The sequence below is a fragment of the Vreelandella janggokensis genome (genome assembly GCF_031451615.1).
Classification (GTDB): Bacteria; Pseudomonadota; Gammaproteobacteria; order Pseudomonadales; family Halomonadaceae; genus Vreelandella; species Vreelandella janggokensis.
This window is the reverse complement of sequence record NZ_JARWAJ010000001.1, coordinates 625,790-646,633: the sequence shown is the minus strand read 5'-3', so window position 1 is coordinate 646,633 and position 20,844 is coordinate 625,790. Positions and strand designations below refer to the sequence as shown.

The 20,844-nt window shown below is 59.4% G+C and carries 20 protein-coding genes; 6 read left to right on the top strand and 14 right to left on the bottom strand.

Going from position 1 to position 20,844, the window contains the following annotated elements; all coding sequences use genetic code 11:
* Nucleotides 1–144: 144 nt before the first annotated feature.
* The 9 genes from lon to nrdR form a co-directional block, all read right to left on the bottom strand.
* Nucleotides 145–2,589 carry an endopeptidase La gene (gene lon, locus QC816_RS02970; RefSeq protein WP_085917789.1) on the bottom strand — a complete coding sequence of 815 codons (2,445 nt, stop codon included), beginning with the start codon at nt 2,587–2,589 and terminating at the stop codon, nt 145–147.
* A 91-nt stretch (nt 2,590–2,680) separates the two neighbouring features.
* Nucleotides 2,681–3,937 carry a DUF945 family protein gene (locus QC816_RS02965; protein WP_085917788.1) on the bottom strand — a complete coding sequence of 419 codons (1,257 nt, stop codon included), beginning with the start codon at nt 3,935–3,937 and terminating at the stop codon, nt 2,681–2,683.
* Between the two features lie 48 nt (nt 3,938–3,985).
* A complete protein-coding gene (locus QC816_RS02960) occupies nt 3,986–4,459 on the bottom strand; it encodes a phosphatidylglycerophosphatase A family protein (protein ID WP_085917787.1) in 474 nt (157 codons plus the stop codon).
* The gene (gene thiL / locus QC816_RS02955; protein ID WP_085917786.1) at nt 4,456–5,433 is read right to left on the bottom strand and encodes a thiamine-phosphate kinase; all 978 of its coding nucleotides are present in this window, start codon (nt 5,431–5,433) and stop codon (nt 4,456–4,458) included. The genes QC816_RS02960 and thiL overlap by 4 nt, the downstream gene beginning before the upstream one ends.
* Before the next feature lie 59 nt (nt 5,434–5,492).
* A complete protein-coding gene (gene nusB / locus QC816_RS02950; RefSeq protein WP_309780899.1) occupies nt 5,493–5,996 on the bottom strand; it encodes a transcription antitermination factor NusB in 504 nt (167 codons plus the stop codon).
* Nucleotides 5,989–6,480 (bottom strand): 6,7-dimethyl-8-ribityllumazine synthase, encoded by a 492-nt coding sequence (gene ribH, locus QC816_RS02945; RefSeq protein ID WP_309780898.1) that lies wholly within the window; start codon nt 6,478–6,480, stop codon nt 5,989–5,991. Before ribH ends, nusB begins: the two co-directional genes overlap by 8 nt.
* A gap of 29 nt (nt 6,481–6,509) precedes the next feature.
* The gene (gene ribBA, locus QC816_RS02940) at nt 6,510–7,667 is read right to left on the bottom strand and encodes a bifunctional 3,4-dihydroxy-2-butanone-4-phosphate synthase/GTP cyclohydrolase II (protein WP_309780897.1); all 1,158 of its coding nucleotides are present in this window, start codon (nt 7,665–7,667) and stop codon (nt 6,510–6,512) included.
* A 42-nt stretch (nt 7,668–7,709) separates the two neighbouring features.
* Nucleotides 7,710–8,870 (bottom strand): bifunctional diaminohydroxyphosphoribosylaminopyrimidine deaminase/5-amino-6-(5-phosphoribosylamino)uracil reductase RibD, encoded by a 1,161-nt coding sequence (gene ribD / locus QC816_RS02935; protein WP_264823672.1) that lies wholly within the window; start codon nt 8,868–8,870, stop codon nt 7,710–7,712.
* Between the two features lie 2 nt (nt 8,871–8,872).
* Nucleotides 8,873–9,349 carry a transcriptional regulator NrdR gene (gene nrdR, locus QC816_RS02930; RefSeq protein WP_085917782.1) on the bottom strand — a complete coding sequence of 159 codons (477 nt, stop codon included), beginning with the start codon at nt 9,347–9,349 and terminating at the stop codon, nt 8,873–8,875.
* A 144-nt stretch (nt 9,350–9,493) separates the two neighbouring features.
* Between nrdR and QC816_RS02925 the strand changes: the two genes are divergently transcribed.
* Entirely contained in the window at nt 9,494–11,257 is a 1,764-nt protein-coding gene (locus tag QC816_RS02925) for a sugar phosphorylase (protein ID WP_309780896.1), read from the top strand.
* A 172-nt stretch (nt 11,258–11,429) separates the two neighbouring features.
* The gene (gene dsbG / locus QC816_RS02920) at nt 11,430–12,176 is read left to right on the top strand and encodes a thiol:disulfide interchange protein DsbG (protein ID WP_309781422.1); all 747 of its coding nucleotides are present in this window, start codon (nt 11,430–11,432) and stop codon (nt 12,174–12,176) included.
* 5 nt (nt 12,177–12,181) lie between these two features.
* On the opposite strand, the gene QC816_RS02915 is transcribed toward dsbG, so the two are convergent.
* Together QC816_RS02915 and QC816_RS02910 are read right to left on the bottom strand one after the other, a co-directional pair.
* Nucleotides 12,182–12,595 carry a DUF6691 family protein gene (locus QC816_RS02915; RefSeq protein ID WP_199283664.1) on the bottom strand — a complete coding sequence of 138 codons (414 nt, stop codon included), beginning with the start codon at nt 12,593–12,595 and terminating at the stop codon, nt 12,182–12,184.
* On the bottom strand, nt 12,592–13,053 hold the full coding sequence (locus tag QC816_RS02910; protein ID WP_085917779.1) for a YeeE/YedE family protein: 462 nt from the start codon (nt 13,051–13,053) through the stop codon (nt 12,592–12,594). The genes QC816_RS02915 and QC816_RS02910 overlap by 4 nt, the downstream gene beginning before the upstream one ends.
* A gap of 160 nt (nt 13,054–13,213) precedes the next feature.
* On the opposite strand from QC816_RS02910, the gene ylqF reads away from it, so the two are divergent.
* The 3 genes from ylqF (at nt 13,214) to htpX (ending at nt 16,517) form a co-directional block, all read left to right on the top strand.
* The gene (gene ylqF, locus QC816_RS02905) at nt 13,214–14,167 is read left to right on the top strand and encodes a ribosome biogenesis GTPase YlqF (protein ID WP_085917778.1); all 954 of its coding nucleotides are present in this window, start codon (nt 13,214–13,216) and stop codon (nt 14,165–14,167) included.
* A gap of 58 nt (nt 14,168–14,225) precedes the next feature.
* Nucleotides 14,226–15,473, top strand: a complete 1,248-nt coding sequence (locus tag QC816_RS02900) for a pyridoxal phosphate-dependent aminotransferase (protein ID WP_085917777.1) — start codon at nt 14,226–14,228, stop codon at nt 15,471–15,473.
* Nucleotides 15,474–15,611: 138 nt separating this feature from the next.
* Nucleotides 15,612–16,517 carry a protease HtpX gene (gene htpX, locus QC816_RS02895; protein WP_085917776.1) on the top strand — a complete coding sequence of 302 codons (906 nt, stop codon included), beginning with the start codon at nt 15,612–15,614 and terminating at the stop codon, nt 16,515–16,517.
* Between the two features lie 80 nt (nt 16,518–16,597).
* Here htpX and pdxB read toward each other — a convergent pair whose 3' ends face one another.
* A complete protein-coding gene (pdxB, locus tag QC816_RS02890) occupies nt 16,598–17,743 on the bottom strand; it encodes a 4-phosphoerythronate dehydrogenase PdxB (protein WP_309780895.1) in 1,146 nt (381 codons plus the stop codon).
* A 96-nt stretch (nt 17,744–17,839) separates the two neighbouring features.
* Here pdxB and QC816_RS02885 point away from each other — a divergent pair, with 96 nt between their 5' ends.
* Nucleotides 17,840–18,121 (top strand): hypothetical protein, encoded by a 282-nt coding sequence (locus QC816_RS02885; RefSeq protein WP_085917774.1) that lies wholly within the window; start codon nt 17,840–17,842, stop codon nt 18,119–18,121.
* A gap of 21 nt (nt 18,122–18,142) precedes the next feature.
* On the opposite strand, the gene QC816_RS02880 is transcribed toward QC816_RS02885, so the two are convergent.
* Both QC816_RS02880 and rlmKL read right to left on the bottom strand, forming a co-directional pair.
* Entirely contained in the window at nt 18,143–18,475 is a 333-nt protein-coding gene (locus tag QC816_RS02880; protein ID WP_309780894.1) for a glutaredoxin family protein, read from the bottom strand.
* Between the two features lie 19 nt (nt 18,476–18,494).
* Nucleotides 18,495–20,687 (bottom strand): bifunctional 23S rRNA (guanine(2069)-N(7))-methyltransferase RlmK/23S rRNA (guanine(2445)-N(2))-methyltransferase RlmL, encoded by a 2,193-nt coding sequence (gene rlmKL, locus QC816_RS02875; protein ID WP_199283668.1) that lies wholly within the window; start codon nt 20,685–20,687, stop codon nt 18,495–18,497.
* Between the last annotated feature and the right edge of the window lie 157 nt (nt 20,688–20,844).

Genomic DNA, 20,844 nt, shown 5'->3' with positions numbered 1-20,844 from the left:
TACAAAGAAAAAACGCTATCCGAGAGGATAGCGTTTAAAGGTTATACAGGACTAAACGTTAATGGCCAGAAAGCCTGATTTAACGATGATAATCGTTAGCAGTGTCATCAATTAAGCAAGTCAATGACTAATTCGCTTAATGAGCTATTTGAATACAACCTTGGCCACATCACGATAGCGATTGGCAAAGTGCACTGTCATGCCTTCTCTGAGGTAATCAGGCAGCTCTTCATAATCACGCCGATTTGCCTCCGGCAGGATGACTTCAAAGATGTCACTGCGGCGCGCCGCAATCACTTTTTCGCGAATCCCGCCCACAGGCAGTACCTGGCCGGTGAGCGTCAGCTCACCCGTCATGGCCAGAGGACGGTCAATAGCCTGATGCCTGGCCAGTGATAGCAGCGCCGTGGTCATGCTGACCCCTGCCGAGGGACCATCTTTGGGCGTGGCACCTTCCGGCACGTGCAAGTGTACAAAGGCAGAGTCGAAAAAGTCGCTATCGGCGCCGTATTCCTGCAGATGGCCAAGCGTATAGCTGTAGGCAATATTGGCAGACTCCTGCATCACATCGCCAAGTTTGCCGGTAAGCTTGAAGCCACGATCCAGAGAATGAACCTTGCCCGCTTCGATGGGCAAAGTGGCACCGCCCATTGCCGTCCAGGCAAGACCGGTAACCACGCCCTCACCTTTGAGGACTTTTTCCTTGCGGAAGATGGGCGCGCCCAGGAATTCCTCGAGGTTCTTCACCGACACCTTGACGGTCTCAACGTCGTCTTCCAGCAGCTTGACGGCTGCCTTGCGCACGATGCGGTGCAGCTGTTTCTCCAGCTGACGCACCCCCGCTTCCCGGGCGTAGCCCTCAATCACCTGCTTTAGAGCGGCGTCACTGAGCTGAATACGCTTTTTGGGCAGGTTGTCGCGCTTGAGCAGCTTGGGCCAAAGGTGATGCTTGGCTATCGCCAGCTTTTCCTCGGCAATGTAGCCCGACAGACGAATTTGCTCCATGCGATCCAGCAGCGCACTCGGTATGGAATCCAGGGTATTGGCCGTACACACGAACAGCACCTTGGAGAGATCCATACGGACATCCAGATAGTGGTCGAGGAAATCGACGTTCTGCTCCGGGTCGAGTACCTCGAGCAACGCAGATGCCGGATCCCCTTGGAAAGACTGGCCCAGCTTGTCGATTTCATCCAGCATGATCACCGGATTCTCGACTTCGACTTCCTTGAACGACTGAACCAGCTTGCCGGGCATCGCGCCCACGTAGGTACGGCGGTGTCCCTTGATCTCGGCCTCATCGCGCATGCCGCCGACGGAAAAGCGATAGAACTGACGACCCAGCGCTTCGGCAATCGAACGCCCAACAGAGGTTTTACCCACGCCAGGCGGGCCTACCAGCAGCAGAATCGAGCCGCCAACATCGCCCTTGAAGGACCCTTCGGCGAGGAATTCGACAATCCGTTCCTTGACGTCTTTCAAGCCGTCGTGATCACGGTCCAGGACTTGTCTGGCATGATTCAGATCCAACTGGTCAGGACTGGTCACGCCCCATGGCAGCGACGTCAGCCAGTCAAGATAATTGCGTGTCGTGCCGTACTCAGGCGAACCGGTTTCCAGTACGCTGAGCTTGTCCAGTTCATCGTCGATCCGCGACTGGACCCGCTCGGGCACCACCAGCGATTCCAGGCGGGCGCGGAAGGTATCGACATCGTTTTCACGGTCGTCCTTGGAAATACCCAATTCGCGCTGGATCACCTTGAGCTGCTCGCGGAGGAAAAACTCACGCTGACGCTCCTGCATCTGCGCGTTGACCTGCTCGCTGATTTCGCTTTGCAGCTGTGCAACGTCAATCTCCTTGCGCAGCAGTGGCAGTACCTTCTGCATGCGCTCAGCAACATCCAGCGTCGACAGCACATCCTGAAGCTCCGGACCCTTGGCAGAGGTAATCGCCGCGGCAAAGTCGGTCAGCGGACCGGGTTCGTGCGGGCTGAAACGGTTCAGGTAGTGCTTGAGCTCTTCGCCGTACAGCGGATTAATGGGCAGCAATTCCTTGATCCCATTAATAATCGCCATCGCATAAGCGCGGGTTTCTTCGTTTTCTGCATCCACCGGCTCTTTGGGGTAACTCACTTCAACCAGGTAAGGCGGCGTGCTGGATAGCCAACGCTGAATCTTGAAGCGCTGCACACCCCGGGCGATAAACTGGATCTGCTGATCCTCACCCTTCATCTTGTGAACTTTGACCGCCGTGCCAATGGTCGGAAAGCCTTCACTATCCAGGGAGTCGATACCCTGCTCACCCACATAAGCAACCCCTACAGTCTGGTGCGGGGTATTACCCACCCGGCGCATGGTCTCTTCCCAGCGTTCACGATTGATGACCAGCGGTTGCACCTGGGCGGGAAAGAAGGGCCGATTATGGATCGGTAGCAGATAGATACGTTCGGGAAGCATGTCACTGGCGGGCACCATTGAGTTGACACGCTCACCGTCTGATCGGAATTGGTCGTCCTCACCCTGCGAGGTCGGATCGTTGTCGTCCTGCACGTTAAAGTGGTCGTCTCGGTCAAATTCCTGGTCGCTCATGAACCCTCCAATCAACACCTGCCGGTGGCGATTGCCGCTCGGCTTTGTGATGGAAATGCGGGCACATCAGACAAACTTCAACCGTTGACGCTCAGGGCCATAGATTGGGCATTGGACGACCATTGACGCGCCACTGGCCACGCACCACGTCGAACGCCAGTTCCTGAGTACCCAACGGCAGCCCCAACCAGAGGGCCGCGACGGTCGGGGCATCGTGCCAGGTAAAGTCCCCGTCGATACGCTCACGCCAACGCGCCTGCTCTTCAGGCTCATCCAGCTTGGTGATGTCCAACTTGTCCAGCTGGCGGTTGTCAAAGAACAGCGCGCCATCGGCATCCAATCGAATCCCAAGCAGCGGACTGTCGACAGCGATGGTCGAGACATCCAACCGCGGTGAATCGCTTAACAGCTGACGCAAGTCGGGCTGGAGGCGAGTCAGGGTTCCCTCCGCCAAGGGTAAGCGAGCATCGCCCCATGCGGCTTCCTGGCGCAGTTGACGTATGGTATCGCGCACCGCATCGGCATTGATCCGGGAAAGCTCCATTTCCATATGGCCGTTTTGCAGTAACGGCGTGTCCGGCGCTTCGGAAGGCACCCTGACCTCGCCAATATGCAGCTCTCCTTTCACGCGCAACTCCTGCTCGTCGAGCATCATCCGGCTACTGACATCAAGCGGGGCTATTTGCACATCAAAAGCAGGGTAGGACAGCGCCACATTCTCGATATGTAGAGAATCGTACTGGGTAAAGTGGTAGGCGTCTTCGGTGTAGGTGTAGCGGCTCTCCAACGTCGAGGGCCCGACACGCAGCTCGGCCGGCCCATCGGTAATGGTCAGTTGATCCATCAGCGCCCGTAGCCGCCAATCGCCGTAAACGCCCTCTAGGCGCAGCCGACCACCGCGCACGGCTAATTCCCTGCCGTTTTGCTGAATAACGAAGGGAGCAAGCGCCAGACGCAGTTCGCTGTGACCGCTCAATGTGTGGTAAGTGCCTTGCCAACGCGGTACGGAAGGCGCAGATACCTCCCCCAACGCTTGCTGAAGGACGGTATCGAGGCGAGGCAAAAGCGTGCCTTCCACGTCGGTGCTTAAAAGACCGTGACGGGCCGTGTAGCTAAGCTCCAGTCGCCAGGGCCGCCCGAGCAAAGGCGAAAGAACCAATCGGCCTTGTGAGGTTAACCATCCCTGATCGCTTTCAGTACGCGTCACCCGCCACTCACCGCGGGCGGCCAGGTCATCCAGCGCCTGACGCAGGCTGCGCTCGAACAATACGCTTGAAAGCAGCTGTGCCGCTACCCATAGCACGGCTATTACCGCCAGAACGGGGACAATCAAACGTTCCTTGCGCATGGCATCTCCCTTGAGCCAAACGCGCCAACGGGCAGCGTTATTAAACGGTCAATGCAGCCAAAACCACAGATGCATTATGCTCCAGGCGTAGATCCCTGCCATCACATCATCGATCATGATGCCAAACCCGCCGGCCACCCTCCGGTCCGCCCAGCGGATAGGCCAGGGTTTGAATACATCGAAAATGCGGAACACCAAAAAGCCCCACAGTGCAGATTCCCATGAAAACGGCACCGCCGCCATGGTAATCCAGTAGCCGACAAATTCATCCCAAACGATCCCGGAATGATCATGCACCCCTAAATCGTGGGACGTTCTATCGCACAGCCATACGCCGATCACAAAGGCGACAAAAACAATACTTAAGTACCAGCCTAGCGACAGATCGGCCATTAACCAATAAAAAGGAATCGCCGCCAGCGTGCCAAACGTACCCGGCGCAAAAGGCACGGCACCACTGCCAAGCCCAAAGGCAAAAAAATGCGTGGGCCGACGCCAAACGCTTGCAGGGGCATGATTCATGGCGTCTCTCCCTTGAAATGCTGCCAGCCGTGATAGCGCTGAACGGGAAGTCCATGCACGCCCAAGATGTCGCTGCACTCACCAATCACGTGGAGTGGAACGCCTGACGCAGCAAGCTGCTGGCGCGCTTGTTCGACGTGAGTCGAGGGCAACGTCACCAGTAGTTCATAGTCGTCGCCGCCGGTCAATGCGGCCTGTCGAGCCGCTTCTGGCCCCAAGGCATGTTCCAGGCCTTCAGCCAGCGGCAATGCGTCCAGCGATAACGTTGCCCCTACGCCAGATGCCTCACGCAGATGGCCCAGATCAGCTAACAGTCCGTCTGAAATATCAATCGCCGCGGTCGCCCACTCGCGCAACGCTTCGCCTGCCGCCAAGCGCGGCGTCGGCCATAAATAGCGCTCAAGCAGCGGGTGAGCCTTATCGCGTTCACCCTCTCGCCACAGCGCCAAACCGCCGGCTCCCCCGCCCAGCGCGCCGGTAACGGCAATCACGTCGCCAGGCCGGGCGCCGCTTCGTGTCAGCGCTGTGGCATTGGGCACGTCACCCATGACAGTCACGGCGATGGAAAGCAGGCCGGACGTGATGTCGCCACCCACCAGCGTTGTTGCGTGCCGGTCAGCCAGTGCGGCAAACCCCCGCGCATAGCCCGAGAGCCAGGCATCAGCAGCGTTATCATCGGCAAATTGCGCCTGATCAATGGTCAGCGCCATCACGCACCAACGTGACGTCGCCCCCATGGCGGCCAGGTCACTCAGCGCCACAGCCAGCGCACGGTGTCCAATGGCTTCAGCGGGTGCTTCGCCGGGGAAGTGAACATCTACCACCGAGGTATCCACACTCACCACTAGCTGGCGGCCCGGCTGTGGCGTCAGTACGGCAGCATCATCACCGACCCCCAGCGCCACGCTCCGAGAGCTCGCATCGCGACACGGCGACGTAAAATAACGTCGAATCAGATCAAATTCGGCAAGCACAAAGGCCCCTTGAACGCAACGTCAGCAAGAACGCGCAGTCACCCGGTCCATGGGGCCGGTTAGCGGCGACGCGCACTGACTTCGGCACTCCGCAAGCGAATGGCTAACTTGTCGAGAATGCCGTTCACGTATTTATGGCCGTCAGTGGCACCAAACGACTTGGCCAGCTCAACGCCTTCGTTAATGACCACACGATAAGGCACTTCCATACGCCGCGACAGCTCGTAGGCTCCAAGGCGAAGAATGGCCAGCTCGACGGCATCCAGGTCTTCCAGACGACGGTCAAGCAACGGTGCTATCTCCCGGTCCAGCTCCGCACTGAAACGCGACGTATTGATCAGCAGCTCATGAAACAGCGCCTTGTCAGCAATCTCCATCACCTTGGCCCAATTCTCATGATCTTCCATGTCGGCATCAGGTAGATGGCTGCGGAATTCGGCCTCAATGGTGTTGATCGGCTTACCCGTCATGTGCCACTGATAGAGCCCTTGCACCGCCAGCTCACGCGCCGCTTGTCGGCCCTGCTGGGCAGCCGAAGGCTTGCGCTCACGACGTTCACTCATGAGTATCACCCGGCGCAATAGCGCGCAGCAACGAAACCATTTCCATGGCCGCCATGGCCGCTTCAGTACCCTTGTTACCCGCTTTGGTACCGGCACGTTCAATGGCCTGCTCGATCGACTCGACGGTCAGCACGCCGTTGGCGATGGGCGTATCGAACTCGATCTGTAGTTGGTTGAGGGCGGTATTGCAGCCACCCGCCACATATTCAAAATGCGGGGTTCCACCCCGGATCACCGCCCCCAGGGCGATGACCGCGTCAGGCTTCACCACCTTGAGGACACGCTTGACGGCCAGCGGCAGCTCCCAGGCACCGGGGACGTGCACAATGTCGATGTGCTCCATATCAACGCCATGACGAACCAGGCTATCGACGGCGCCCTCCACCAGACTGTCTACGACATGGTGATTGAACCGGCCAACCACGATGACGTAACGGCCATCGACGTCGACAAAGGTACCTTCAACTTGAGAAAGGGATTGCATCAATTTATTCCTGCTAAAGTGTATAACGGCTAAGCGGTGGACTCATCGGACGTATCGTTCGGCCCCAGCCGCTCGACGACTTCCAGGTCAAAGCCGGAAAGTGCCGAGAATTTCCAGGGCGAACTGAGCAAACGCATTTTACCCACGCCAAGATGGCGAAGTATTTGCGAGCCGGTACCGATAGTTAAGTAATTTCCCGCGCCGTCAGAATCGCTGGTGCGCGGTTGGCGCACGCGCTCTAAAAAGACATCCAACTGGTCTTTGAGGTCTTGATGCGGGCGCCCGTCATCGATCAGCACCAACACGCCCGCAGGAGCCTCGGATATTTCGACAAGCGCTCGTTGGGCATCCCATCGACATTGCTCGTCTTTGGTCAACCCCAGCACATCACGCAAGGTGTCGGCCAGATGGACGCGCACCGTCGTAGGCTGCTCAGGCGCTAGCTGGCCCTTGACCAGGGCTAAGTGATGCGCGCCCTGAATGCGGTCGCGAAACACATGCAGCGTCATCTCGCCCTGGGTGGTAGTAATCGGCGAGGCTTCGAGATGATCCACCGTCTGCTCATTGACGATGCGGTAGTGAATCAAATCGGCAATGGTGCCCATCTTGATGCCGTGCTCTTCAGCGAAAGCTTCAAGCTCAGGACGGCGCGCCATGCTGCCGTCATCGTTCATGACCTCACAAATCACGCCGCTCGGGTCACAACCTGCCAGGGCTGCCAGGTCACAGGCGGCCTCGGTATGACCGGCACGACGCAGAACGCCACCGGGCTCGGCCATCAGCGGGAAGATGTGTCCCGGCTGGACGATATCGGTGGGTTTGGCATGCGGGGCAACGGCGGCCTGGACGGTCCGCGCCCGGTCGGCGGCGGAGATCCCCGTGGTCACGCCTTCGGTCGCTTCGATCGACAGGGTGAACTTGGTGCCAAACCCGGAGCCGTTGTCGCGCACCATCAGCGGCAGATTCAGCTGTTCGCAGCGCGCCCGTGTCATCGGCAAACAGATCAGGCCGCGGGCAAAGCGTGCCATGAAGTTGATATGCTCCGCCTGGACTTTTTCAGCGGCCATGATGATATCGCCTTCATTTTCGCGATCCTCGTCGTCCATGAGAATCACCATTTTGCCCTGGCGAATATCATCGACCAGTTCAGCAATGGGGGCTAGTGTCCCAGAGGAAGCGTGCGCCATGGAATCTCCAGTAAAGTTGTCGCAAGGGTGCGATTTCGCGCGTCAGGGTACCTTGGTATCGTCGCTCGTGCCAGTCACCACTGGCGAGGCGATAATTCGCCAATCCTGTCCAACGGCCCGCATATCGTGAATAGTGAGGCGCTGCTGGTCGGCCATCTGGACAAGCCCCGGGAGTGCAAACAGCGGCCTGGCGTCTCCGCCCAACAGCGTCGGCGCGACAAATAGCTGCATTTCATCGATCAATCCCGCGTTTAGCATGGCGCCGGCGAGCGTGGCGCCAGTTTCAACCAGCAGCTCATTAACCTCTTCGTTTGCCGCCAGCCACTCAAGCAGAGCCGACAGATCAACACGACCCTGGGCATCGGCGGCTAACACCTGCACCTCAGCCCCAGCGTCTATCAGTCGCCCGCGCTTCTCAGTATCCCTGGACGTGGTAACAATCAGCGTACGCCCGGGCGCTCGCAAACAGGCGGCTGCCAACGGCAATCGCAGTTGGCTATCGACAATTACCCTCAGCGGCTGGCGCCTGGCGATGTCAGCGGCATCATCCAAGCCGAGTTGCTCGGCACGAACCGTCAGGCGTGAATCATCCATGATGACGGTCTCCACACCACTCAATATCGCACTTGAACGGGCACGTAATCGTTGAACCTGCGCGCGCGCCTCAGGGCCAGTAATCCACTGGGATTCACCCGACCCCATGGCGGTGCGACCATCGAGGCTCATCGCCATCTTCATGCGCACAAAGGGACGTTTGCTCGCCATACGGGCGATAAAGCCAGGATTGAGCGCGCGGGCGTCTGCCTCCAGCAACCCGACTGACACCTCGATCCCCGCATCTTCCAAAAGGCGAATGCCCCGGCCACTGACCTGAGGATTGGGGTCTACCATGGCCACCACTACGCGCGCCACCCGAGCGTCTTGCAACGCCACGGCGCAGGGGCCAGTGCGGCCAATATGTGAACACGGCTCTAACGTGACATAGGCGGTCGCGCCACGAGCGTTCTCGCCCGCCGCAACCAATGCATTGACCTCCGCATGCGGCTCACCCGCGTAGCGGTGATAGCCCTCGCCCACAACCTCACCATCGCGGACAAGTAAGCAGCCCACACGAGGGTTGGGGTCGGTGGTGTACAGACCGTATGCCGCTAACGCCAGCGCGCGGGCCATGTAACGATGGTCATCGGTACTGAACAAGGCCACGCTCACGTTGAGGGCCTGCCGTCAGCAGGTTCCTGGGACAAGCGATCAATTTCAGCCCGGAATTCGTCCAGATCCTGAAACTTGCGATACACGGATGCAAAGCGAATGTAGGCCACCTGATCGAGGGTGTTCAAGGCCTGCATGACCGACTCACCAATATCGCGGGCGTCAATTTCCCGGTCTCCCCGCGCGCGAAGCGTCTGGCGTATCCGCTCGACGGACGCCTCAATAGCTTCTGCGCTGACCGGCCGCTTTTCGAGCGCCCTCAGCATACCGGCACGCAGCTTGGTTTCGTTGAAGCTTTCGCGCGAACCGTCAGACTTGACCACACGGGGCATGACCAGCTCGGCGGTTTCATAAGTGGTAAAACGCTCCTGGCAACTTGCACATTGGCGACGGCGACGCACCTGGTCACCGTCGGCTACCAGCCGCGAATCGGTCACGCGAGTATCGTTAGCACCACAAAAAGGGCAATGCATGGCGTTCAACCTGTTGTCGGCCCGTGCGAAAGCGCTGCACGAGAAAGCAAAATACGACCTGTTAATGCGCTATTAACCGCCTATTGTAACGTTTTGGCACACAAGCTGCACCGTTTGTGGAAGCCTGTTTACTGGGACACCCTTATGACCGCCTTCGACGACACTGTGCACGTTTATCTGGATCACCTTTACGGGCCCCGCGCCACGGAGGTTCAGCGCCGCCTGAATCAACGCCTGGCGCATTTTTGCCCAGCGTCGGAGCCGCAACTTTCCATCGAGCAGCAGGGTCAGCGTGCACCATCGTGGAGCGAGAAAGACCAGTGGCTGATCACCTATGGTGACTCTATCGTTGATGACCCAGCGCCCCCGCTGGCAGTGCTCGACGACTTTTTGCAAGCGCGTCTCGGTGAACGTATCAGCGGCGTCCACGTACTGCCGTTTTTCCCGTGGAGCAGCGACGACGGCTTTTCAGTAATCCACTACCGGGAAGTAAACCCCGACCTGGGCGACTGGCAGCATATTCAGACCCTTGCCCGCCACTACGACCTGATGGCGGACCTGGTGCTCAACCATGTGTCCCGGGAGTCGTTATGGTTTGTCGACTATCTTAGCGGTAGCCTACCGGGGCGCGATTATTTTATCGAAGTCGACCCCGACACCGATGTGTCGGCAGTGGTTCGGCCACGTAGCAGCCCGCTGTTGGTGCCGATATCCACCCGCCGGGGAACAAGTTACCTATGGGCGACGTTTTCCGAAGACCAGCTCGACCTGAACTTCGAAAACCCCGATGTGCTGCTGGAATTTGTCGGCATCCTGCTGTTTTACCTCGAGCAGGGCACCCGTATCGTGCGCCTGGACGCCGTCGCCTTTCTATGGAAGCGGCTGGGAACCAACTGCATTCACTTGCCGGAAACCCACACCGTCGTGCGATTGCTACGCGCCATTGTGGACCACGTTGCCCCCGGCACGCTGCTGATCACCGAAACCAACGTGCCGCATCACGAAAACATCAGTTACTTCGGTCTTGACCGCCTCGCCGACGGCCCGCCCGACGAAGCCCACATGATCTACCAATTCACCTTGCCGCCGCTGCTGTTGCACACCCTGACACGGGGCGAAACGCATACCCTGCAAGGCTGGCTGGCCAGCCTGCCGCCGCTACCCGACCACTGCACCTATCTCAATTTTACCGCCAGCCACGATGGCATTGGCGTACGCCCACTGGAAGGCCTGTTACCCGATCACGAACGCGATGCGCTGCTCGAACTGATGCACCGATTTGGCGGCTTTGTCAGCATGCGCAGCAACCCCGACGGCAGCGACACCCCCTATGAAATCAACATCACCTGGTTTGAAGCCATGCAAGGCACGCGCAAAGGCCCCGATCCGTGGCAAATTGCACGTTTCTTGTGCAGCCAGGCGATCATGCTCAGCCTTCAAGGCATTCCGGCCCTGTATATCCATACCCTGACCGGCACGCTCAACGACGTGGAAGGCGTTGAGCGCAGCGGTCGCTTACGCTCTATCAATCGCCGCCGCTGGCAGCGCCGCGAACTCGATTTACTCCTCGACAGCACCGCCACACCCACCCATGACGTTTTCAATGCGCTGAGTCGATTGCTGGACTGCCGACGCCGAGAGCCCTGTTTCCACCCCAATGCCGCACAGCGCGTACTGACTTCGGATCCATCGTTGCTGGCCATCGAACGTGGTCCGCTGGCCAACGGTCGCCGCCTGTTGGCGCTATACAATGTCACCGAGGTGCCCCTATCATTTGATCAGCTCGGTGATGACGTCCAGCACGCCTTATCGTCAGTCCCATGGCAAGACCTCAACGCCCGATCCTCTGGTCAAGCCACCGACCCTTTGCCTCCCTATGCCGTGCGCTGGCTGGTTCATGGCCCTTGATATTCCTGGCATCGATTTATTAGCGGAAAAAGATGCCGATTCAGGCCCTGCGCGTTAGGCTATCTCCTCGATTCTGCAACGATTGAGGAACGCTATGCGCGATGGGTTCACCCTGCACCGCTTATTCCAACCCCGGCCAGCATCACGCCGTTCGCCCCTATTCGGCAGCGCGATGCTCGGCATGCTCATGATGCCGACAGCCCAAGCGGACTCTCTCCCCGCCCCTGTACAGGCACTGGCGGATCAAGGACTGGAGATTCACGGCGAATTTGACGCCCCTGGCGGCATGCGTGGCTTTGGCGCCAGCCGTCAGGGCCAGGAAGTGGCCATCTACCTCACCCCCGACGGCGAGCACGCCATTACCGGCTCGCTGACCGACCAGGAGGGCGACAACCAGCTCGAGGAAGCAGCGCTGGACAAGCACGTACGGGCACCACTTGAAGCACAAACCTGGCAACTCCTCGAAGACAGCTACTGGATTCAGGATGGCCAGCGTGACGCGCCACGGGTGGTTTACACCTTTACCGACCCCAACTGCCCCTACTGCCAGGCTTTCTGGGAAGCCGCACGGCCCTGGGTTGAAGCAGGCGAGGTGCAACTACGCCATATCGTGGTGGGCATTCTTGACGCCGACAGCCCCGCCAAGGCCGCATCGCTACTCGCTGCCGACGATCCCGCCGACGCCCTTGCCCGCCATAAGCAAGGCGACCACATCCGCGCCAGCGCCCAACCTCGTGAAATTGAAGAGCAGGTATACAGCAACAACCAGCTGTTTGACGGTCTGGGCCTCTACGCCACCCCGACCAGCGCTTTCAAGCGCCAGACCGATGACGGCGTCACCCGTCTGGACCGCGTCGAAGGCATGCCGGATGAAGAGCGCCTGGAAGAAATGATGGGCGGTCCGGCACCTGAGCAATAGCGTCGTCAACGCCTGGCGATCACCCAGCCCAGCACCATGGTCGCCAGCATTGCCACCAGCGGTAGCGTGGCACCGCCCAGCGACGCGATGGCGGGCCCCGGACAGTAACCTGAAAGCCCCCACCCCACGCCGAACAACGCCGCCCCGATCAACAGTCTGGCATCCAGCCCCTGCTTATCGGGCAGTTGAAAACGCTTTGCCAGCAGAGGTACCGGCTGCTTCAGCACGAAACGGTAGCCGATAAAGGTGGTAATGACCGCCCCGCCGAGTACAAACATGAGCGTCGGATCCCAGTTGCCGGCGACATCCAGGAAGCCGACCACCCTGGCCGGATCAGTCATGCCCGATACCGCCAGTCCCAGACTGAACAGCAGGCCGGCTACATAGCTCGCCACCAGGGTCAGAGCCTGTCTGCTCATGCTCCACCTCCCAGGACGTGACGCACGACATAGACGGTCACCAGGGCAGCACCCAAAAACGTGACCGTCGCCGCCAACGACCGCGGTGAGAGTCGTGCCAGACCGCACACCCCATGACCACTGGTACAGCCACTGCCGAGCCCGGTGCCCAGCCCCACCAGCAGGCCGGCCACCAGCATCAGCGGCACGCCGCCCAGCGGCTGGCCGATAACCGCGCCGGGGTGATTGACGACATTGCCCCATCCAGCACCTAGCCCCATTAATAGTAATGGCCCGCTGACCAGGCCGACGAGAAACGCCGCCCGCCAAGCGCTATCGCCCTTAGGCCGCTGGGCGATCAAGTTACCGACAATACCGCTGATACCGGCGATTCGTCCCAGGCTTGCCATCAGCCAGACCGCCGAGATACCGATCAATATGCCACCTGCAAGCCCCTGCAGGCTCGATGACAGTTCCATGTATTGCTCCTCTTCAGCGATTATTTAGCGGCATCATACCGCTCCATTAACTATATACTTATATCACAAGCGAATATATGACCGGCATCACGCGTTAACAACCGTTTAGCCACCTCCTTCTGTTAAGATGCACCGCATTAGCAATTTGCAGGAGAGACCCATGCTCGGCTGGTTCCCCGGACATATGAACAAGGCCCGCCGCCAGATCCAGGAGGCGCTGCCGGAAATCGACGTGGTCATCGAAGTGCTCGATGCGCGGCTACCCTACTCCAGCGCCAACCCCATGCTGGCCGAGTTGACCCGCCACAAGCCGGTGCTCAAGATTCTCTCCCGCGCGGACCTGGCCGACCCGGAGCGTACCGCCGAATGGGTCGCATTTTTCGACGCCCAGGACGACACGCGCGCGCTGGCAGTCACCACCACCAATACCCGAGAACTGAAAAAAATTCCCCAGCTCTGCCACGAGCTGGCGGGGGCCGTTCGTGTCGACCGCGATGTACGTGTCATGGTGATGGGCATTCCCAACGTGGGTAAGTCGACACTGATCAATGGCATGGCAAGGCGTAAGATCGCCAAAACCGGTAACGAGCCAGCGGTGACCAAGCGCCAGCAGAAGGTACGCATCGACGGTCGGGTCGCGCTCATCGACACCCCCGGCGTGCTATGGCCCAAGATTGAAGACCAGGCCAGCGCCTACCGTCTCGCCGCCAGTGGCGCGATTCGTGATACCGCGATTGAATACACCGACGTGGCGATCATCACCAGCGCGGAACTGGCGAGACGTTACCCGGATGCACTGACCGCCCGCTACAAGCTCAAGACGTTGCCCCGCTACGCGCCATCCAGCACCGATGAGGTCGATGCTGACGGCCCGCAAAAGCCTGATTTTCTGGCGATCGCAGGCTTTGACGGCCAGGCCATTCTCAAGGAAATAGCAGGCAAGCGTGGCGGACTGCGCCCCGGCGGCACGGTTGACCTGCACCGGGGCGCTGAAGTCTTGCTGCACGAACTGCGTGACGGCAAGCTGGGAAGGCTGACACTGGAAACCCCCGACGATATTCCACCGCCGCCGGTGCACAGCGACGAAGACAGCACCTCCCATTCCGACGCATAATGAGGCATCGACCGGCAATGCCGCGCGGCCACTGGACACTTTTTGGAAATCAAGGCTCATGGACACCCCCCAACCTCAAGAATCCCCCACGCTTAAAAAATCCCACAAGCTGAGTAACGTCTGCTACGACATTCGCGGCCCGGTGCTCGACCATGCCAAGCGGCTGGAAGAAGAAGGCCAGCGAATTCTCAAGCTCAATATCGGCAATCCTGCGCCGTTTGGCTTTGAGGCACCCGAAGAAATTCTTCAGGACGTCATGCGCAACCTGCCCACCGCTCAGGGTTACTGCGACTCCAAGGGGCTCTACTCGGCACGCAAGGCAATCATGCAGGAATGCCAGCGCAAGCAGATTCCCGGCGTCGGCATTGAGGACATTTACATTGGTAATGGCGTTTCCGAGCTGATCGTCATGGCCATGCAAGCACTCCTCAACGACGGCGACGAACTGCTGATCCCCGCCCCGGATTACCCGCTGTGGACCGCCGCGGCGCACCTTTCCGGGGGTCATGGGGTGCATTACATGTGCGACGAGCAGGCGGACTGGGCGCCGGACATGGCCGATATTCGCGCCAAGATCACCAGTCGCACCCGCGCGATTGTGCTGATCAACCCCAACAACCCTACCGGCGCGGTCTATCCGCCCGCCGTGGTGCGTGAAGTGCTGGATATCGCCAAGCAGCACAATCTGGTGGTGTTCTCCGATGAGATCTACGACAAGATTCTCTACGACGGTGTCGAACACACCGCCACCGGTGCGTTGGCAGATGACGATCAACTGGTCATCACCATGAACGGACTGTCGAAAAGCTACCGCTGCGCCGGGTTTCGCTCGGGCTGGATGACCATTTCAGGCACACTGGCCAAGCTCCACGCCCAGGATTTCATTCAGGGGCTGACCATGTTGGCCTCGATGCGTCTGTGCGCCAACGTGCCTGCCCAGCACGCCATTCAAACGGCCTTGGGCGGCTACCAGTCGATCAATGATCTCATCCTGCCTGGCGGACGTTTGTTGGCCCAGCGCGATATCACCGTGGAAAAACTCAATGCCATCCCTGGGGTATCGTGCGTAACACCCAAAGGGGCGCTGTATGCGTTTCCACGCCTAGATCCCAAGGTGTTCAACATCAAGGACGACCAGCAGATGGTGCTTGATCTGCTGCTGCAAGAGAAGATCCTGCTGGTACAGGGCACAGCGTTCAACTGGCCAGAGCCTGACCATGTTCGCATTGTCACGCTGCCATGGGCTGATCAGCTGGGCGATGCCCTGGACCGCTTTGCAAACTTCCTCGCCCGCTATCGGCAGTAAAAGATACGATATTTGGCGTGAGTACTTGAAACCCGGGCACACTGCACGTATCTAATCAAACCAGTACGGCTCGACAGCAATCGTTCTGCTCAACGCCGCCAAACTCAAGACGGTTATATCCTAGGGAGAATCCGCCACATGATGCGCATTTTGCTGTTTTTAGGTACCAACATAGCGGTGTTGTTGGTCGCCAGCCTGACATTACGACTGCTTGGGGTGGAAAGCTACCTCAACGCCCAGGGCATCAACTTCACCGGCTTGCTGATTTTCTGCTTTATCTTCGGCATGGCGGGGTCAATGATCTCGCTGTTCATCTCAAAGTGGATGGCCAAGCGCAGTACCGGTACGGTGATTATTGAAAACCCGTCGAACGACACTGAAAGGTGGCTGGTCGACACCGTCGCCGAACTGGCCCGCGAGGCTGGCATCAAGACGCCCGAAGTGGGTATCTTCCCGGCACAACAGTCCAATGCCTTCGCGACGGGCTGGAAAAAAGACGACGCCCTGGTAGCGGTTTCCGCCGGGCTTTTAAATCGCATGCGCCCGGATGAAGTCCGCGCTGTGCTGGCCCATGAGATCGGTCACGTTGCCAACGGCGACATGGTCACTCTGGCCCTGATTCAGGGGGTCGTGAATACCTTTGTAATGTTCTTTGCCCGCGTCGTGGCCCATCTCATCGACGGCTTCCTGAAAAGTCGCAGCGATGGTGAGGGCGGCCTGGGCTTTATGGGCTATTTCGCTGTCGTGATGGTCGCTGAAATCATCTTCGGTATCGCGGCCTCGGCCATCGTGGCGTGGTTCTCGCGCTTTCGCGAATACCGTGCCGACGAAGCAGGCGCACGCCTCGCAGGAACCAGCGCCATGGTCAATGCCTTGGCCCGCCTGAAAGGCGAAACCGAAATGCCCGACCAGATGCCCGATACCCTGCGTGCCATGGCCATCACTAAAGGCCAGACACGTTCGCTGGTCGAGAAACTGTTTGCCAGCCACCCGCCGCTGGATGATCGTATTCGCGCGCTTAAAGAAGCCGCTTATCGTCAGTAAACAGTCAAGGTAGGACACCTGAGAGGCCCGCTTTGAGCGGGCCTCTTTGCGTTGACAGACAGCATCTATGGTGATGTTTTTTATGCCAAGCTTACCCGGAACCCCGCAGCGCCGAGTGACTCAAACAACTCGTGGGCAGCGCCTTTCAACCGCACTTCGAGCGTGGCAAGCTCGCGGCGCAGCGGGTAGTGGGTGCGGCAATGGTCAAAGCCTTTTACCACCCCCAACTGGCGCACTTGGCGCTGAAGGGTGTCGTGATCGCGGCGCGTATCATATACCGCCCGAACGCACAGCCTGAGCGCATCCTCCACCGGCAGCGCCTGCTCGAGCGTCAGACTCTCAAGCGCTGGCGGCGGGCAGAGTTCGTCAACCCCCAACGAGCTCGACTGACCCAGATGGGCCGCCAACGCCTGGTGGATCATCCAACTACCGCGCAGCTTGCCGTCCAGGCTGTGGCCCGCAACATGGGGCGTCGCCAGGGTCGCTAGATCGTGCAGATTCGCGTCGATGGCCGGCTCCTGCTCCCATACATCGAGCACGGCGATGATATCGCCCTGGCCCGCCAGCCGGCTGCGTAACGCCAGACCATCCACACAATCGCCCCGCCCGGCGTTCAACAGCACGCTGCCCGGTGCCAGCTCATTGATTCGCTGTGCGTTGAGCAGATGATGGGTGGAATGAGGGCCGGACGTCACCAGCGGCGTATGCAGACAGAGCACATCACAGCGGGCGATGAGTTCGTCGATATCAGAAAAGCCATGGGCACCTTCCACCTCGGCCCTGGGTGGATCGCAGGCCAGCACCGATATTCCCAATGCTTTCAACCGTGCGAGCAGTCGGCTGCCCACATTACCCACGCCCACTACACCAACGCTGCGCTCACTTAGTGCCCAGCCCTCACGCTCGGCAATCGTCAGCAAGCTGCTGAGGACATAATCGACAACCGCCTCGGCGTTGCAGCCAGGCGCGCTGGCAAAGCCGATACCCTGCTCGTTCAGAAATGCCTGATCGATGTGGTCGGTGCCGATGGTACAAGTGCCGACAAACCCGACGCGGCTATTGGCAAGTAGTGCCTGATTCACCTGAGTCACCGAGCGGACAATCAACGCATCGGCATCAGCCACGTCGGCAGCGCTGATCTCGCGACCGGGCACGCGCGCAAGCGTGCCGAAGGCCCCAAAGCAAGCGTCGGCGGCTGGGATATTGGCGTCGATAACAACTTTCATAGGCGTTTGCTTATCCGGGCTTTACAATACGCCCGCAACGACGTTTGCTGCAGGCAGGTTTAAGGAGGCGTTACAGAGAATGCCAAGGAGAATGTTTTGATCGTACGCTGGGAAACCGACCATGACTACGTGCTGGTGCATATTCATCAGGACATGCTGGGTGACTGGATATTCAGCCGCGCCTGGGGACAGATCGGCACTCAGTTTGGTGGCCTGAAGCATCAGTTGGCCGATACCCTGGCCCAGGCCCATATGTGGCTGGAAGATGAAACCACCATCCAGGCCTCACGCGGGTTTCGCAAGGTACTCGAAGTGGCTGACAACTCTCCCGAAGGCCAGGAAGCCATGCGCCAGCTTTCACTGCTGGACACGATCTAACACCCCGATATGCTTAACGCCTCACCCCAGATAACGCCGCCCGTCGCGCTGGTGCCTGCCTTTCGGCGCTGGGACCTCGGGCTTCGTCCCATCGCTGAGGGCTGATTCATCAAGCCAGCCACGCGCCCGCAGCCAGTCGCATAGTCGCTCAAGCACATACCCAGCTTCCAGCTCGTTTCCCGCGTCGTCCGCCAACACGGGAATTCGCTCGCCGTAATATGCCAGCAGTGTTTCATCATCAGCCACCTCTATCCGCTGCCACGCAATGGGCTGCCGGGTTAGCGCTGCCACCTGCGCCTCCAGTTCAGCGCAAAGGTGGCAGCCCTGTGTGGTATATAGCGTTAGCCGAATCATGTTGCAGACCTGAATGACGTTACTCGCGGTGGCGTAATAGAAACACCTGATGTGCATTGCTGCGCCGCTGAAAATCCGGGTCAAAACTGCGCGCGGTCATATCCTCGACCACGTAGCGCTCGCCAAGCGACTCATCCAGCTTGAAACGCCGCTGGTTATTGGAGAACACCAGCACTCCGCCCGGCGCCAGTCGCGCCATGGCCAATTCTACCAAGCGCGGATGATCACGCTGAACGTCCAGCGTATCGCGCATCTTCTTCGAGTTGGAGAACGTCGGCGGGTCCATGAAAATCAGATCGAACTCGGCGTTGGCGGTTTCCAGCCAGCGGAAGCAGTCATCGCGCACCACTCGGTGCAGTCTGGGGTCGAGCTTGTTGAGCGTGAAGTTGTCCCGCGCCCACTCAAGATAGGTATTGGACATATCCACGCTGACGCTGTCGCTCGCGCCGCCAAGTGCCGCCTGCACAGTGGCGCTCGCGGTATAGCAGAACAGATTCAGAAAACGCTTGCCGCTGGCCATCTCGCCCAGCATGCGCCTTACGGGCCGGTGGTCAAGAAACAGCCCGGTATCCAGGTAATCGCGCAGATTGACCCATATCCGTGCATTGCCTTCGCGCACCTCGAAACGCTCGCCGCTAGCATCACGTTTTTGATACTGGGCATTGCCGGTTTGCCGCTCACGGCGTTTAACATGGATCTTGCTGGGGTCGACACCCAGTGCGTCGGGCATGACCTCCAGCGCATCGAACAGGCGCTTTTGTGCCTGGGCAGGATCCACCGAACGCGGCGCAGCGTACTCCTGGACGTGCACATGGTCACCATAGCGATCGACCGCCAGGGCGTACTCGGGCATATCCGCATCGTAAAGCCGGTAGCAGGTCTCACCGCTTTGCTTGAGCCACTTTTTCAGGCGCTTCTGGTTTTTGACCAGCCGGTTGGCAAACATCTGGGCGTTCTCGGACCCTTTGGGTGCGGCCTGCGCAACTGTCGATGGTGCACTGTCGCCCTCTTCTACCCGGCTGGTCTTGGGGTCAATGGTCATCAACAACAGCTTGGCATCCAGGGCGCCGTTTTTCAGCGCGTACTGTTTGTGTGCCCGCAGGCCAAGCCGATGCCCCAAATCCGGATTACCGGTAAACACGGCAAGGGTCCAGCCAGGAAACAACGCCTTGGCCTTTTCACCCAGTTGAGCATACAGCTGAACCAGTTCGGGCAGCTCGCCCAGACGCTCGCCGTAGGGCGGGTTGGTAATCATTAACCCCTGTTCGGCAGTCAACTCGGCAGGCCGCGTCAGCTGACCGAGGCGTTGGCCGTGCAGGTGGATCAGAGCGGGAATACCCGCGCGCATGGCGTTGGCCTTGGCAGCCGACAGTGCCGCCGGGCTTTCATCAAAGCCGGTCAATGACGTTTTACAACGTTTGCGACCAATCGACGCCCGAGCGTCAGCTTCTCGCTTAAGCTCTCGCCACTCGGTTTCATCGTGACCAGACCAGCCGTGAAATCCGAAACGTTCGCGGTGCAGGTTGGGTGCCTGGTCGGCCGCCATCAGGCCGGCCTCAATCAACAGCGTGCCCGCGCCGCACAGGGGATCCATCAACGGTTCACCCGCTTTGGCGCGTTCGGGCCAACCGGCACGCACCAGCAATGCCGCTGCAAGATTCTCTTTCAACGGTGCGTGCCCCACATCGCGCCGGTAGCCACGACGATGCAGGCTTTCTCCGGATAAATCGATTCCCAGCGTCGCATTGGCCCGGTGCAGATGGGCATAAAGGCGCAGATGCGGGGCCTTGGTATCCACCGTGGGGCGCTCCTGGCCGGCCAGCTGCAGTGCGTCCACCACGCCGTCCTTGACGGTCTGGGCGCCAAAGCGGGTGTGGCGAATGTGGTCGCTGCGGCCGTGGAAATCCACCGCCATCGTCCGCCCCGGGGCCAGGTGCCGCGTCCAGTCGATACCCGCCACCACAGTGCGTAACTGGTCGGCGGTTTCGATCATCGGCTCGCGAGCCAGGATCAGGATGATGCGATTTGCCAGCCGCGACCACAGGCAAACACGGTAGGCCGTGGACTGATCGGCAGCAAAGTACACGCCTGCCACGGTGGTTTTACCTGGGGTGGCGCCTAACGCAGTCAGTTCGTCGGCAAGCAGGCTTTCGATACCCTTGGGGCACGTTGCCAGCAGCTCTAGGGGGGCAATTTGGCTCGACTCGGTCATGGTAATGGCTGCGCGTAACCGCGCGATATTCCTATATATTGCAAATGAGTTTACGTCTTATGACAATTTGATGGTCGACAAGTGACCCCATCATGGTCTAACAATAAGAGAGTAGCTACTGAAAACGCATGCGTTGCCTGCCAGGGTCTTGAAGATT

Excerpts from the sequence above, each read along its gene's own strand:
- lon (WP_085917789.1), bottom strand. The coding sequence starts at position 2,589 with ATGAGCGACCAGGAATTTGACCGAGACGACCACTTTAACGTGCAGGAC.
- QC816_RS02960 (WP_085917787.1), bottom strand. The coding sequence starts at position 4,459 with ATGAATCATGCCCCTGCAAGCGTTTGGCGTCGGCCCACGCATTTTTTT.
- QC816_RS02880 (WP_309780894.1), bottom strand. The coding sequence starts at position 18,475 with ATGATTCGGCTAACGCTATATACCACACAGGGCTGCCACCTTTGCGCT.
- htpX (WP_085917776.1), top strand. The coding sequence starts at position 15,612 with ATGATGCGCATTTTGCTGTTTTTAGGTACCAACATAGCGGTGTTGTTG.
- ribBA (WP_309780897.1), bottom strand. The coding sequence starts at position 7,667 with ATGGCGCACGCTTCCTCTGGGACACTAGCCCCCATTGCTGAACTGGTC.
- pdxB (WP_309780895.1), bottom strand. The coding sequence starts at position 17,743 with ATGAAAGTTGTTATCGACGCCAATATCCCAGCCGCCGACGCTTGCTTT.
- QC816_RS02910 (WP_085917779.1), bottom strand. The coding sequence starts at position 13,053 with ATGGAACTGTCATCGAGCCTGCAGGGGCTTGCAGGTGGCATATTGATC.
- nusB (WP_309780899.1), bottom strand. The coding sequence starts at position 5,996 with ATGAGTGAACGTCGTGAGCGCAAGCCTTCGGCTGCCCAGCAGGGCCGA.
- nrdR (WP_085917782.1), bottom strand. The coding sequence starts at position 9,349 with ATGCATTGCCCTTTTTGTGGTGCTAACGATACTCGCGTGACCGATTCG.
- QC816_RS02965 (WP_085917788.1), bottom strand. The coding sequence starts at position 3,937 with ATGCGCAAGGAACGTTTGATTGTCCCCGTTCTGGCGGTAATAGCCGTG.
- QC816_RS02915 (WP_199283664.1), bottom strand. The coding sequence starts at position 12,595 with ATGAGCAGACAGGCTCTGACCCTGGTGGCGAGCTATGTAGCCGGCCTG.
- QC816_RS02900 (WP_085917777.1), top strand. The coding sequence starts at position 14,226 with ATGGACACCCCCCAACCTCAAGAATCCCCCACGCTTAAAAAATCCCAC.
- ribH (WP_309780898.1), bottom strand. The coding sequence starts at position 6,480 with ATGCAATCCCTTTCTCAAGTTGAAGGTACCTTTGTCGACGTCGATGGC.
- QC816_RS02925 (WP_309780896.1), top strand. The coding sequence starts at position 9,494 with ATGACCGCCTTCGACGACACTGTGCACGTTTATCTGGATCACCTTTAC.
- ylqF (WP_085917778.1), top strand. The coding sequence starts at position 13,214 with ATGCTCGGCTGGTTCCCCGGACATATGAACAAGGCCCGCCGCCAGATC.
- dsbG (WP_309781422.1), top strand. The coding sequence starts at position 11,430 with ATGCTCGGCATGCTCATGATGCCGACAGCCCAAGCGGACTCTCTCCCC.
- rlmKL (WP_199283668.1), bottom strand. The coding sequence starts at position 20,687 with ATGACCGAGTCGAGCCAAATTGCCCCCCTAGAGCTGCTGGCAACGTGC.